The sequence below is a fragment of the Chitinophaga sp. LS1 genome (assembly GCF_034274695.1).
Classification (GTDB): Bacteria; Bacteroidota; Bacteroidia; order Chitinophagales; family Chitinophagaceae; genus Chitinophaga.
Genome location: NZ_CP128362.1, coordinates 8,603,217 through 8,616,630 on the forward strand (window position 1 = coordinate 8,603,217; position 13,414 = coordinate 8,616,630).

General features: G+C 38.8%; 12 protein-coding genes and 1 pseudogene. 4 read left to right on the forward strand and 9 right to left on the reverse strand.

Annotated elements, in window-relative coordinates; translation table 11 throughout:
• Nucleotides 1-232: 232 nt before the first annotated feature.
• From QQL36_RS35250 to QQL36_RS35290, 9 genes and pseudogenes are all read right to left on the reverse strand, one after another.
• The gene (locus QQL36_RS35250; protein ID WP_321568452.1) at nt 233-1,243 is read right to left on the reverse strand and encodes a site-specific integrase; all 1,011 of its coding nucleotides are present in this window, start codon (nt 1,241-1,243) and stop codon (nt 233-235) included.
• Nucleotides 1,230-2,201 carry a tyrosine-type recombinase/integrase gene (locus QQL36_RS35255; protein ID WP_321568453.1) on the reverse strand — a complete coding sequence of 324 codons (972 nt, stop codon included), beginning with the start codon at nt 2,199-2,201 and terminating at the stop codon, nt 1,230-1,232. The genes QQL36_RS35250 and QQL36_RS35255 overlap by 14 nt, the downstream gene beginning before the upstream one ends.
• Nucleotides 2,194-3,447 carry a site-specific integrase gene (locus tag QQL36_RS35260; RefSeq protein ID WP_321568454.1) on the reverse strand — a complete coding sequence of 418 codons (1,254 nt, stop codon included), beginning with the start codon at nt 3,445-3,447 and terminating at the stop codon, nt 2,194-2,196. Before QQL36_RS35260 ends, QQL36_RS35255 begins: the two co-directional genes overlap by 8 nt.
• A gap of 125 nt (nt 3,448-3,572) precedes the next feature.
• Nucleotides 3,573-4,946: an IS66 family transposase gene (gene tnpC / locus QQL36_RS35265; RefSeq protein WP_321568455.1), complete on the reverse strand. Its 1,374-nt coding sequence runs from the start codon at nt 4,944-4,946 to the stop codon at nt 3,573-3,575.
• Nucleotides 4,947-5,122: 176 nt separating this feature from the next.
• Nucleotides 5,123-5,474: pseudogene (gene tnpB / locus QQL36_RS35905) on the reverse strand (IS66 family insertion sequence element accessory protein TnpB).
• Between the two features lie 2 nt (nt 5,475-5,476).
• Nucleotides 5,477-5,788, reverse strand: a complete 312-nt coding sequence (tnpA, locus tag QQL36_RS35275; protein ID WP_321568456.1) for an IS66 family insertion sequence element accessory protein TnpA — start codon at nt 5,786-5,788, stop codon at nt 5,477-5,479.
• Nucleotides 5,789-6,376: 588 nt separating this feature from the next.
• A complete protein-coding gene (locus QQL36_RS35280) occupies nt 6,377-8,080 on the reverse strand; it encodes an NERD domain-containing protein (RefSeq protein ID WP_321568457.1) in 1,704 nt (567 codons plus the stop codon).
• A gap of 309 nt (nt 8,081-8,389) precedes the next feature.
• Nucleotides 8,390-8,689, reverse strand: coding sequence for a helix-turn-helix domain-containing protein (locus QQL36_RS35285; RefSeq protein ID WP_083729558.1), 300 nt, complete (start codon nt 8,687-8,689; stop codon nt 8,390-8,392).
• A gap of 11 nt (nt 8,690-8,700) precedes the next feature.
• Entirely contained in the window at nt 8,701-9,231 is a 531-nt protein-coding gene (locus QQL36_RS35290) for a hypothetical protein (RefSeq protein ID WP_321568458.1), read from the reverse strand.
• Between the two features lie 480 nt (nt 9,232-9,711).
• Between QQL36_RS35290 and QQL36_RS35295 the strand changes: the two genes are divergently transcribed.
• The 4 genes from QQL36_RS35295 to QQL36_RS35310 all read left to right on the forward strand — a co-directional run bounded on the left by QQL36_RS35295 (nt 9,712) and on the right by QQL36_RS35310 (nt 12,845).
• Nucleotides 9,712-10,044: a transposase gene (locus QQL36_RS35295; protein WP_321566443.1), complete on the forward strand. Its 333-nt coding sequence runs from the start codon at nt 9,712-9,714 to the stop codon at nt 10,042-10,044.
• Nucleotides 10,004-10,957, forward strand: a complete 954-nt coding sequence (locus tag QQL36_RS35300; RefSeq protein WP_321568416.1) for an IS3 family transposase — start codon at nt 10,004-10,006, stop codon at nt 10,955-10,957. The genes QQL36_RS35295 and QQL36_RS35300 overlap by 41 nt, the downstream gene beginning before the upstream one ends.
• Before the next feature lie 398 nt (nt 10,958-11,355).
• Nucleotides 11,356-11,940 (forward strand): Crp/Fnr family transcriptional regulator, encoded by a 585-nt coding sequence (locus QQL36_RS35305; protein WP_321568459.1) that lies wholly within the window; start codon nt 11,356-11,358, stop codon nt 11,938-11,940.
• Between the two features lie 80 nt (nt 11,941-12,020).
• A complete protein-coding gene (locus QQL36_RS35310) occupies nt 12,021-12,845 on the forward strand; it encodes an SDR family oxidoreductase (protein WP_321568460.1) in 825 nt (274 codons plus the stop codon).
• The last annotated feature ends 569 nt before the right edge of the window (nt 12,846-13,414 follow it).

Genomic DNA, 13,414 nt, shown 5'->3' on the forward strand with positions numbered 1-13,414 from the left:
CAGTTACCTAAGACGCAGGCCCCGGTAGGTTACTACCCGTGGAAGGGTAGGTTTAACTTATGGTTTCCCATAAAAACAATCCAAAAGTGACCTTTGCAGGTCGCACTGTAAAGCTTTACATAACTTAGGTTATGCATAGCTGAGTATTATGTAAAGTATGTAACAATTTATTGCTTGTATTTCCAACCGAGCAACGATTTTTCTGTCACATAACTTTACATAATAAACTGGGTTAAAATTGCTTAAGCCAGTCAAGTAGGTGCTCATTCGACAGCCAAACAGGTGCTTTTTCAGGCACAACGGATATATAAGCCTTTTGAATAGCTTCTCGTTTGGCACGAGAATCGGCCCGGGCGTAGATCTCTGTCGTTTGAACAGATACATGACCTAGAATATCCCTTATGTATACAAGATTAACACCAGCCTGCAACAAATGAATTGCTTTTGAATGCCGCAGCACGTGACAACTGATCTTACCTGACAAATGAACATCGCTGTTTATCTTGGCCATTGTCACATATTTGAACAGAATATAATTCACTCCAGCACGGGTAAGTTTATCACCTCGGTTATTAAAGAACAAGGGATGCTCATTATTGCAAGCCTGGCCAAGTTCGTGCTCTGCCAGGTAAGGTTTTAACAACTTTACCTGCTCGTCAAGCATTGGGACGATTCGGGTCTTATTACCTTTACCGGAGATTCGGATAGTACTCAGTTTATCAAGTCTCAGACTGGATGGCTTCAAATCAATGATCTCCTGTACCCGTGCACCTGTATCGTACATCAGGGAAAGCAAAGCCAGGTCGCGTCTGCCTTTGATGGTGCGTATATCTGGTTGTTGTAAAAGTACCTTTATTGCATCGACAGACAGATAGTTCATTGGAACACTGACCTTTCGTTTCATCGGTATGTTCAGTATCTTCTGGCATTCATGCAAATGCTCCGGATGTTGATACTGGATGTAGCTAAAAAAAGCATGGATAGCAGCTAGTCTTGCATTTCGTGTCGCATTGCCGTTCTTGCGTTCTACTTGCAGCCAATCGAGGAAGCCAACGACAGTTGCCTGAGTGATCGTTTGCAATGTCAGCCGAGATACCATAATGTTTTGCGTCTCCATGTAGGCGATGAACAGGACGAAAGTGTCCCGGTAAGCACAGATCGTGTTTTTACTGGCACCGCGTTCGTGCGACAAATATCCCATCAGAAAACCGGACAGATATTTTGAAAAGTCAGTAGGTTTCATAAGCTGTCTTATTTGGGAAAACGTTAATACATATCCTGTCCACGTCTTTTAGCAAGCCAGGGTACATCGCAGAAACCAACCTGACGTAGTGGTTTGTCGATTCGATCGCTTTATGTCCAAGGTAGGTAGATAACACCGGTAACGAACAATAAATATCTGTTCCCCGCTCTGCCATCATTGCCAAAGAGTGCACGCTGAATGAATGACGCAATGCATGCGGTGTCACACCTCGTCCTCTCGGGATACCTGCAATGGTCAACAAACGACCGAACCAGTGACTGAAGCAATCGTGTTTGATCCTCCTTCCATCAGGTGCAATGAAAAAGTGATCATCTTTCACCAGGCTCGCAGGTAGTTGGTTTCTATAGGAGACATATTGTCTCAGTACAACTGCCAGAGAATCTGAGAAAGGGATAGCACGCTCCTGACCATTCTTACTATCACATACAATAATGAATTGATCATCCAGGTTCACATTGCTTATGGTTAGTTCTAAAGCTTCTCCACCTCTTAGCCCTGTCGCATAAAGTAATCTTAGAAGTGCAGGCATAGTAAACATGACTTGTCGAAGACCCTTTTTTACCCGGAAGTTATCTGCCGCATCAAAAAGTCGTCGAAGCTCATCCTGTGAATAGATATATGGCGTAAACTCCATTTTGCATAATGGTAAACGCATCACGTATGAAGGAATACCCTTTTCATTAAGGAAAGTTGCCAACTGATTGAGGAGTATAGCTCTATGGAATTTGTACGATGACGACAGGTTATTGGCGGCTTGCATCCACGCTTTTGAAAGATCAGGAGTAATACCTAACCGATCTTCCCCTCGCTCAATCGTAAAACGATCAAAGATGGCAAGTATAGTTTCTTCTGTTACCTGTTTGAAACCTAACTGCCTTTTATAAGCCAGGTATTGTTCAATATATGGTGCATAAATGCCCATGAAATGCTTACGCATAAAAGTATCCTCCTTTCTGACTGTAAAAGTCGTTGGGGACAGCTGGCACATCAAGCATGCATTGTTTCATTGAGTTCAAGTCTACCCGCAAGTAATACTTTGTTGAACAGGAGCTCTCATGCCCTAATACTTCGGTGATCACGGGCAATACTGTACTTTGCTCCAGCAGTAGGCCGGCAAGACTGTGACGAAGCGCATGAGGACCATAATGGCGATGCATGATGTTAACACCTGATGCGACAAATGCAGTATTAACAAGATTTGTTACACTGGAACTGTGTATTCGTCCGAACGGAGATCGGGCCAGCAAGAATACATAAGGTTCTTCAGATACAGGTCGACCATACTTAAGGTAATCAATGATCGCTTCGCCAACTTCTGCAAGCAATGGAAGCTGTAGTTCCCGACCTGTCTTGTACTGGTTGAACAGGATCGTACTTTGCTCCCAATGCAGGTTCTCAAATCTCATCCCAGCGATGTCGGAAGCTCTGAGGCCAAGCCTGGCAGCAAGCAGGACAATCGCATAATTGCGTTTGCCACAGGCATTAGACCTGTCAATTGAACCGATCATTTGCTGGATCTCATCCGTTTTGAAGACAGAGGGTAGTTTTGCTTGCTTCTTATAATTGTCCTTGGGTACAGAAAGTGAAGTATCCGTTTTTAGTATTCCTTGTTCAAAAAGATACCTTAAAAAGGTCTTTATCGCTCTTAAGGTCATATGAGCAACGGTCGGCCGGCGTACATCCAAGGTTTTAAGATAATCAAGAATAACGAACTTGTCTAATTGATCCATGGATATCAAACCCTTCTCGTTAAGAGAAATACAAAACCGGCTTAGGTAGTGCTTGCGCTCATTTATCGTTGATGGCTTCAACCGAAGTGATACCAGGTGAGCGACGAACTGATTTACCAGTTGGCCGATTGGACCGTCCAGAACGATCCGTTCTTTATAACTCACGAGGGTTCCGGTATCGTAGAACTCACAGAGCACATTGATGATCTTCATCAAGTCTTTGTCGCGCTTGGAAAGGGTGGCATAGTCTAACTCACCAAACTGATTGACTAGATATTGTCTACCAACAGCGGAAGTAAACTCGCTGATGCCCTGGGCAAGTAACTGACGATACATTCGTCGCCAGTAAACACGATACCAAATGACGGTGTTCCTGGTCCTTAGTAATTTGTTTAATAACACTTCGCCTGCGTCAAAAATGAGCTGATCGAAGGTCGTCCGAATTTTTCTCATAACTGATTGCTTTAATGATCGCTGGATTGCGGTCACTATAACAACAGATATGATTATGTAAAGTGTTTTGGTTCAAAACAAATTTCTGATGCAGTTTTTTTCACTGTACTTTACATAATACTCAGCTATGCATAACCCACTGCCACATTTCTCATGCACCTCTCGATCGCATTATTATCGGGCATAAGATTACCTGTATGAGCATAAAGACTTAGTTTCTCCCATCTCTTTATACTATAAGCAAACGCTTGTGCAATAAGGGATTTCGGTCTGAGTTGCTGATACTCTTTTTTCATCCAGTCACCTAATGCTTTCAGTATAGGTAGACTTTCTTTATTACGGCGATCCTTTATTTGTTCTTCATTCAACTGTTCTTCCTTGCACGCCTCTTCAATCGCATACAGTTTCGCGATCTCCTTTAAAGCATATGATGCCAGTTTTTCATTATTACTCTGCGCATCATAAATCTTACGGCGCGCATGAGCCATACAGTAGAAGACTGTAATATTCTCTAATGGCAACTCGTCGTACACGGCGTAACCATCGGCCTGTAGATGACCCTTAAAATCCTTTAAAATATTGAGTGGCCTTTCACCTCCACGGCCAGGTTGGTAATCATAATAAATCATTTTTCCATCACCTGTCAGAAAGGTCCAAAAGTAGCCTTTATGAGTTTCTTTTTGCTTAGCTCTATCCAACACTGCTATGCCGGTCTCGTCTGCATGCCAGTAGTCATATTTGTACATCTCCTTCAGATGGATAGTGCCAAGTGGTATTAATGCCTTTGCGACCAGCCCTACCCAATCAGCCATTGTGGAGTAAGGTATTTCAACACCATTGCGTTTAAAAGCTTCAATCTGCCGATTTAACGGCTTATGATCAACCAGCTTATCAACCGTTATCTGAGCAAGTAATGCAGGATCTGCCAGGCATTTTTTTATTGCCCGAACCGGCAAAGACGCTTTGATAATAACCTCCTTTCCCCTCTTTGAAGCTGTTTTCCTGCGATAAACATTTACTACAGTACGGTTTATAAAGATCTCTCCAGGCTTCCAGCTTAAGGTTTCTCTTACCTCTTCTCCAACCTTCTCACAATCACTAATATCTTCTGTGGGCTCCAGTATTGTTGTTTCCCGCCTCAGGTGATCAGGAAGTCTGGTTCCATTATCTGATATTTCTATATCAGCACTGGATTTCTTAGTTTTGGTATAGCTTACCTTTTTTACATCAGAAAGATTTGTCGCAGGAGGTGCTACATCCGCACTAAACCCTAATTCTGGCTGTAAATTGGATATAGCTGAAGGTAAAAAACGTTCGGATTTAAATCCCTTCAATAATTTCGTTAATTGTTGTAGCTGATACTGAAGCTGGGTAACCTGGTCCTGCAAACTTTGATTGCTTTTCTGCTGCTGCTCAAGGCTTTTATTTAACTGCTGAACCATCATTATTGATGCTTCATACAGCTCTTTGTAATTAATATTTGCAGCAGATTCCGACATTACCCAAAGATAACATTGATATGCTTTGGTGCAAGTCCATCGCATCATTTTTTATACACTATGGGAGTGGATAAACCATAATGGATTATTGATTTTATAAAGAACGGTCCGTTCCTTAAAACAAAAAAGCTAACACCCTAATGATGTTAGCCAACAATTACTGTCAGAAAATCTATTTAACCCTCAGTAGCTGTATACCGCTTTCGATAGAATGCTTTTTTCAGAGAGACCCCCTGCAATATCAGAGAAAGCTGCTTACTGGATATCTCGCTATGCGTCCCTTCCATAAATCCGGAAGGTAATTCGAATGTACCCTCTTCCAATCGCTTGTAATACATACCAAAACCATCCCCTTCCCAATAGCTTGATGTGAGTTTGCCGGCGATTGAGAAATATAAAAACATCACCGGACTCAATCGGTATTTTGAGTTCGTTGGTGATAAGGCCACTCAATCCATCAAAGCTTTTTCTTACGTCTGCCCATTTGGAATACAGCAGATATCTTGTCCCTGGATGAATCTGCAACATAACTACCCAATTAATTCCTTTAGAAAAGAAGCCGGTACCGGACGATAGATTTTCATGCCTTTGTATTCAGCAAAGATGGCAGAGTCAATAGAGGAGACAACATCCGGTGATATTTGAAGCAAAGTAAAACTCCCATTTTCACTATGAGCTTCTAAATTTCTTTGCTGGTACCTTTTCTGCCAGTAAAACCATTTGCCAGAAGGAATTCCATGTCTGGCACAAAAGGATTTAATAGATTGACCACTGGTGGCTTGCTCTGCAATGAGGGAAAACATGTATTCCTCCTTATTGACTTGTGATTTTTTAGTTCTCATTATGATCTATTATTGATCATGAAAGTTAGAGAACTTACGCGTTTCCAAATTTAAACTGCCCGGAGGCATACGAGTATTTTGTCTAAGTTGTGGCGAAATATAAAAATTAAATTTTCAATAATTAAATTGACTATCAATTACTTATGAAATAATGTAAGCGAATTATTACTTTGCAAATAAGAGTATCAATTTTGAATTGATCCACTAAATCCAAAGGACGATTTAAGATATAATTGCGGGATTAACGCTGTTTCAATTTAATAATGCACAAACCTTGGTAGATAAAAATTTTACTATTTTAAGAATTTCATTTGTTTCATTTCAATAAACTCCCTGATGATAGACAAATCATTCTGGAATAGGTTCGAAGATTGTCCCTCGTAGCCCGCGAAAAAAGTAAGACCCGCTCATAGAGCGGGTCTTGCTTTTTAATAAATATTGATAAATTCATAAGCTGTTTGTTCTGAACTCTTTGGATGTTCGAAATCTAAATTTGTTATATCATTCTTCCATAAACTTTTTCATTGATGCCCAATTGAAGTTAGTCTCAATTATGTAACGTCCGATTTTCAAAATTTCCCTTTTTCATTACTCACTAAACCCAAAATCAACAGCAGCCATCTCAAAATACTTCATCGGGTTACCGGTTGGATAAGCCTGTTCCATGAAACGCATAAAAGAAAACTGGGCATACAAATAGGTCCAGGAGTTATTTTGTCTGAAGGCTTCTTTTAATTCTTTCTTTTTGCGATGATGATATTCTGTAATTCTGTCGCGCAGGAAATAGCGTTCAGCCTTCAATTGCGGATAATATTTAATAAAGAAATTGAGATTAATCAGTGTAAGTGGATTTATTTTTATGAACGAATTTTGAACTTCTGAAATAATGGCCTCGAATTGTTCATCAAGAAGGGTATTCACCCCAGAAATATCCAGAGACGGTTCTGTGTAAACAATTATTGGATAAATCCTGAATTTGCTTCCGAGTGACTGGAGATACCGGATTTGACTTTTTAGCTGATAAATCCCCTTGTTCTTTCCTCCAATGGATTTCTTCTCATTGGCAAACTGATCCTGAAGGAATTGCTGGAATCCTTGCGTGTCAGCTCTATCTACTACTGTTCCATGTACTCTTGTTGATTTGACTTCAATGACAAATACATCTTTATTATTCTGTATGATTAGAATGTCGGGATATTGAGGGTCATCTTTGTCTGTTTTAATACTGTCGTACTGGTGCGTAAATATTTTCCTGATTAACTGCAGCGTGATGTATTCTTCAAAAAAATACTTTCCGATTATGCCCAGATATACGTTATAATCTTTTATTCCATGATTTTTATTTAGCGAGGTAACTTTATAAAAATAATAGATGAGACTTACATCTGTTAGATGCGAGACGAAATCAAAATCGAGGACAGCTATGCCTTCCGAAAAACGGTAAAATGGTTGGTTGATGAGTGCGAAGAATTCGCCGGAAAAAACATTGTTGGATGCAGAATTTGGATCATAGATAAAAGATTTGAACACGCGTTGTAATGTTCTATCAGTTATGCAGAACCGGGGCTTCTTGTCATATTCAAAGCCATTATAAGAATTGACTATTGTTTCCAGGAATGTGAAATAGAAATTATAGGGAGATGCTACATTAAATGCGTCGGAAAATTCCTTTAAAGGCTGCGGGCCGTATCGCTCTTCCATAAAACGAAAGAATAAAAATGCTTTCAATGCATTAACTCCATACATATTATTTTTTTTCCTGGCGAACTCCTGCTGAAATAATTCGAGCTTCCAAAGAAATTCTAATGACAACACATTTTTATTATCGGCGCGTTTGTAATACTCATCATTAATGGCAAGGATTGCGTCGAACAGTGCCATTTGCAAAAGGTCTTCATTTTCTTCATTGATATTGTCCATATCTTTTATAGGCCTGTAGCGGGCAATTAGTTTTGCCATCAGGTTCACGATAGCCTGGGAAGTAAAGACCACTGTGTACTTTCCTTGATGAGTTGAGAATATTTGAGTTAAACGTTCATAAGCCGATTTGTGTATTTTATTAAATACAAGTCGAAATATTTCGGTATCAATTTGATTGGGACTGCCCTGGCATTCAAAAATGATAGCATTTATTCTTGAGAGTATGATTATCAATACATCGGTAGGATATTCGGAAAGCTGATCGATCGAATCTCTGGGAGCGGACTTGCCATAAAATTCGCTATAATCGACCACTCCAAAAACTGAGAAGGTATAGTTTTTTGATTTGGAAAAAGAGCTGGGTTTTTTCATGTGATGTAATTCGAAATGCAATAATCAAAGAAATTCTTTAGTTTTTAATATATCCTTAAAACATGTACTTGAAAAAACACGAATTAGTCTTAATCTTCTTCAAAAGAGCGGCTATGACAATCCAACTTAATGAAATAATATAGTTAGGGTTTTTTGACTTCTGCGTTTAGCAGGAAGCAGGGAAGCTAATTGATACTTTTAACGAAGAACTTAAGAAAGAAAAACCAAATTTCTCAATGCTTCAAAATCTATGAAATGGGATTTTATTAGCAATTCCTGAAATGTTCAAAATTATCAACTCAAGGTATTTCAGGCAATTTGCTTTCTTGTCTTTTTACGTAAACGTTGGCTTGAAATATGGATAATTGGTTCACCGAGTTCAGCTTCTAATTTTGCTAATGTCATTAAAGTGAAATTATGATTCCCTTTTAACCATTTATTAATCTCAGAGGATTTCTTCCCCATTCTTCCCGCGAGGTCTTTCTGTGTATATCCTCTTGCCTGCAAAATCTGTTCAATCCTTATAACAATATCTGTATATTGTCTTACAAATATTCTTACCTCCGCGGGTGTTTCTTCCTGAATTTGTTTTGCTACTTTACTTCGCATACCAATAGTTTTTATAAAATGATTTCCTCTCCTCCATCATTAGCTCTTATTTCCCTCTTCTTTTGATCAATGCAGATTTCCTTGTGTAGTAACGCTTCTTCTATCCTTCTTGCAAATTGGCAAGCTTCCCGCCATTTCAAATTCAGATCTCTGCTTGCTTGGTTTGTTAATGCTGATTTCACTCCCCCATTAAATAATACTACTAGATCGGAGCGATTATTTACTCTTAAAGAGTATAATCTTAAGGGAAAATTGGGATAAAAAAATGTAATCTCGCCTAGTTTTGCTTTCCCTTGGTTGGGTAAGCCAATTACTTCATTTTCAAATCGATTGAACAACAAGTCAATTGCTCCGTAATCATCCCCTATACTATCCAAAATAAAACTTAATAGTATTTGTGTAGGCTTTTTAAGCTCGGGAATGGCGGAATATTTCTTAAAGAATTTATCCGTTTCAGAATTCCTAGCGTCTTCCTTGCGTACCGTATAAAATGTACATTTATCTGATTCATCGTCCCAGGTTTCTAGTACAAAGTTATTCACTTATAAGTTAATTTGCAAGTTTAATTTTAAATCAAAATTTCAATATAAAATATTGATTGTTAAAAATTAATATATTTATATTTAAATTTTTCATTTTCATGACAAATCAGATTCATTTCTACTTCATAAGAACATTTATATTCTTCAGCAGTTTTGATCTACATTATAATTGCATAAGTGGCTCCATAATAATAAGGTCGTTGAATAATCAGTACTTAAGAATAGGCTGTTTAATAGTCGCCTCAGAACATAGCTGATTGAAATAGAAGGGTTAGAATTGGGAATATAGACATCATTTATATATAGGGGAATAAAAATATTTACTGAATTTCTATAATTAACAATAGCAAATCAGTGATAAATTTCACCAACCAATTGGCAAATTTTAGATAAATCCTCCGAAAACCGGTTCGAAAGTTTATAATACTCCCCAAAAATCGGACAGTAAGTTTAAGTGGAAAAACATCTTAAATTTACGATATGAACAAGGGAAGAAGAAAGTTCAATGCAGCATTTAAAGCGAAGGTAGCAGTAGAAGCCTTAAAAGAACAACTCACACTTGCAGAGCTGGCTGAGAAGTATGATTTACATCCCACTCAGATAACGGAGTGGAAGAAACAGCTGTTATCAGGCTCTGAACAGGTATTTGATCAGGGTAAGAAAGCTGATTCTGAAGCAACAGATCACCAGGAAGAAAAGGATGAACTATATAAGCAAATCGGTCAACTCAAGGTAGAGAATGACTGGTTGAAAAAAAAATCTGAACAGGTCTATGGGAAGAACTGGAAGGATGGCTATAGTAAGCAAGGATGATACGGAGCTTAGCATTGTACGTCAATGTCAATTGCTTGAAGTATCCCGTAGCAGTCATTATCATGAGCCTAAAGGAGAGAGCAAACAAAATCTGGAGCTGATGGCTCAGATTGATCGTCTCCACCTTGAACATCCTTATTTCGGGGCTGTTCGGATGGCCAAACATTTGAGTACAGATGATCTGGTTGTCAATGTGAAGCGGATTAGGCGCCTGATGCGAAAAATGGATATTTCGGCCATATATCCGGTTCCCAATACGAGCGAGGCATATAAATACCACCAAAAGTATCCATACCTGCTAAAGGGGCTTAATATTGACAGGAACAACCAGGTTTGGAGCATGGATATCACTTACATTCCGATGGCGAAAGGTTTTATGTATCTGTGTGCGATTATAGACTGGCATAGCCGGTATTTGCTATCCTGGACGCTAAGTAATACCATGACTGTTGATTTCTGCCTGGAAGCCCTTCAAAAGGCCGTTTCCATCTATGGCACTCCTGAGATCCTAAACACAGATCAGGGAAGCCAGTTTACCAGTGAGGAATTCACCTCAGCGGTATTAAATGCTGAGATCAAATTCAGCATGGACGGTGTTGGAAGAGCTACAGATAATATTTGTATTGAAAGGTTTTGGCGTAGCATCAAATACGAGAACATCTATCTCAATGCTTACGACAGCACGCTGGAATTATACAAAGGAATTCACAGGTATGTGGAATTCTATAATTGGGAACGAAAACATCAAAGCCTTGGATATGTTACTCCTGCTGATGTTTATGGCGCTGCTGATAAGTTATCCACATATTCACAGCAATTCACAAAGAGAAAAAAAGTAACAAAAAAAGAGAAAGTTTATAATAGTAGTAATAGATTTGATTCTTTAATTAATAACCCACCTATTGCTGTCTAATAAATGGGGAGTATCTAAGTTGTCCCGGGTAGCCCGCAGGATATAAAAAAGCTTCAAGTTCAATGACTTGAAGCTTTTTTAATTTTCATTAGTTCTATACTTTATTGATTATCAAACTACATTACGTTCGAATCCCCCTGGCTTGAAACTAAGAATATGCTTTGTTAAATTGAGCATGCTAATAGTGCTAAAACGTAGCCTCATTTTCGTTTGTTTCGTTTTTATTAGGTATTACTGCATAGTATTGTTCAGCTTTATTGGGAGTGCATTGGCTCAAGCATAAGTTTTAAAAGTTATAATCAGGACTATAAATTCACTGTAAACTAAAAACCGGACTAAGAAATCGATACTTTTCTTTAAATTGCTTACTGTCTTTATTATTTATATTATTCGTTTTCGTGGAAGAAATTAAAGAGGAACAATTCAGAAAAGGAATACATCAATTTTATCCGGTTAGTGAAACAGACTTTCAGGAAATATGGAGCCATTGCAGGATTGTAAAATTGAAACGAAATGATTTCTTTCTGAAGGAAGGGCAGTTGTGCAATAAGATCGCTTTTATTAATTCTGGCATGATCAGACACTTCTACACTACAAATGCCAACGATGTCACTCGCTGGGTATCGATGCCCGGAGAGTTCACCAGTTCACTTCGAAGTTTCCTCCGACAAGCCTTCTCTATTGAAAACCTTCAAGCAGTTGCAGACTGCGAACTGTTTGTCATAAACAAAGATTCGACAGACCTCTTATTGAAAACAAATGAAAGTTTTAAAGGCTTTTGGATCCGATGTTTGGAATATAGCTATTTAACTATAGAAGACAGGGTATATAGCCTTATTGAAAAGTCAGCCGAAGAGAGGTTCATGTGGATGGTGAAAAATCAGCCATGGTTTATTCAGTTGGTACCTGTTATGTATACCGCTTCAATGTTAGGGATTACTCCAAGGCACCTAAGCAGGTTGCGCAAAAAATTCAAACTTTAAGTACCAACAATGTTTTTTAGGACATATGTCCTTTCCTAATCAATGTATCTGGCAGAAATTTGCCAATACAAATTAACGCTATGCAAACAAGGAAAAAGGTCATAATGATCACCGGCGCCTCTACAGGAATAGGAAAAGCGACTGCTATTTATTTCGCAGAAAAAGGTTGGCAGGTGGCAGCAACGATGCGAACAGTAAAACCTGAAAATACATTTAGCCATCATCCAGCCATAAAAAAATTTCAACTCGATGTTACCGACAATGAGAGTATTCAAAAAGCGATCGGCGACATTATAAATGATCTGGGCATTATCGATGTCCTTTTCAATAATGCTGGCTATGCGCTTGCTGGAGCTTTTGAAGCAACCAAAGAGGAACAGGTCCGCAAGCAGTTTGAAACTAACCTATTCGGTGTCATGAACGTAACCCGATCGATATTACCGTATTTTAGAAAAGAAAGATCGGGCATTATTCTTAACACCACATCTTCCGGAGGAATTATTACATTTCCGCTTTATAGCATATATAACAGTACCAAGTGGGCTTTGGAAGGTTTTATGGAAGCCTTGCAATTCGAGGTAAAGCAATTCAATATCACGATCAAGAACATTGAACCCGCTGCGGTTAAAAGCGATTTCACGCACAATATAGACTTCATTACGGATAGCAACTACGAGCAATATTCACAAGTGGTACAAAAAAATACCTTAATTGGCTATCGGAATGCACCAGGTCCTGAAGTGGTGGCCAAAATTGTATATAAAGCAGCAACTGACAATAAGAAGAAATTAAGGTATGCAGGAACCCCACAAGCTAAATTTATATTTTTTCTGAGAAAATTGTTGCCGCTAAGCAGCTTTAATAAAATGATGGCCCGAATGATGGAAAAGCCTGTGTCAGCATAATCGCCTTATTGCTGATTCAAAGCTTTATTACCTTCGGCAAAAGAAGGCTGGTCACTGTCCATTGTTGCGATCTTTACGCTGCCAGAGGTTTTGCCGCAAATGTAAAATCTAATCCTAGAGAGTAGGAAGTTAAAAGTTTAACTTAATTGGAACCAAGTTGTTACGCTCAATATTTCCATTTTTTGAAGGACGACCATTCAAAATTTTCAACGTATCATTTATCGCTTTAAGGTGGTGTTTTCAATCGTCGGATATTTTCTCATTTTTCACAGGTGGCTACAGCTTGTTCGGATATGGAATCGCGAAAAACAACAGGCAGCATCAGTCTTAAACCTGAACTTCCAGTTTAATTATTGCTGAGGCTTCGGAACCGCACAAAAATTGTATGATTACTTACTTCTCCCGAATTCCTATTTCGGTCTGTTTCTGTAAAATCTGTCGATAAAGTCGGTAATCTTGTTCAGATCAAATGCAAAACGGGTCGAAAGTTGTCCCCTGCTCTCCGCAACTAAGTAAAAGTGGGTATAATCGAGCAAAAGTGCTTAATTGTAGTATTGGCCCCCTCACTT

Excerpts from the sequence above, each read along its gene's own strand:
- QQL36_RS35250 (WP_321568452.1), bottom strand. The coding sequence starts at position 1,243 with ATGAAACCTACTGACTTTTCAAAATATCTGTCCGGTTTTCTGATGGGA.
- QQL36_RS35255 (WP_321568453.1), bottom strand. The coding sequence starts at position 2,201 with ATGCGTAAGCATTTCATGGGCATTTATGCACCATATATTGAACAATAC.
- QQL36_RS35260 (WP_321568454.1), bottom strand. The coding sequence starts at position 3,447 with ATGAGAAAAATTCGGACGACCTTCGATCAGCTCATTTTTGACGCAGGC.
- tnpC (WP_321568455.1), bottom strand. The coding sequence starts at position 4,946 with ATGTCGGAATCTGCTGCAAATATTAATTACAAAGAGCTGTATGAAGCA.
- tnpA (WP_321568456.1), bottom strand. The coding sequence starts at position 5,788 with ATGAGAACTAAAAAATCACAAGTCAATAAGGAGGAATACATGTTTTCC.
- QQL36_RS35280 (WP_321568457.1), bottom strand. The coding sequence starts at position 8,080 with ATGAAAAAACCCAGCTCTTTTTCCAAATCAAAAAACTATACCTTCTCA.
- QQL36_RS35285 (WP_083729558.1), bottom strand. The coding sequence starts at position 8,689 with ATGCGAAGTAAAGTAGCAAAACAAATTCAGGAAGAAACACCCGCGGAG.
- QQL36_RS35295 (WP_321566443.1), top strand. The coding sequence starts at position 9,712 with ATGAACAAGGGAAGAAGAAAGTTCAATGCAGCATTTAAAGCGAAGGTA.
- QQL36_RS35300 (WP_321568416.1), top strand. The coding sequence starts at position 10,004 with ATGGGAAGAACTGGAAGGATGGCTATAGTAAGCAAGGATGATACGGAG.
- QQL36_RS35310 (WP_321568460.1), top strand. The coding sequence starts at position 12,021 with ATGCAAACAAGGAAAAAGGTCATAATGATCACCGGCGCCTCTACAGGA.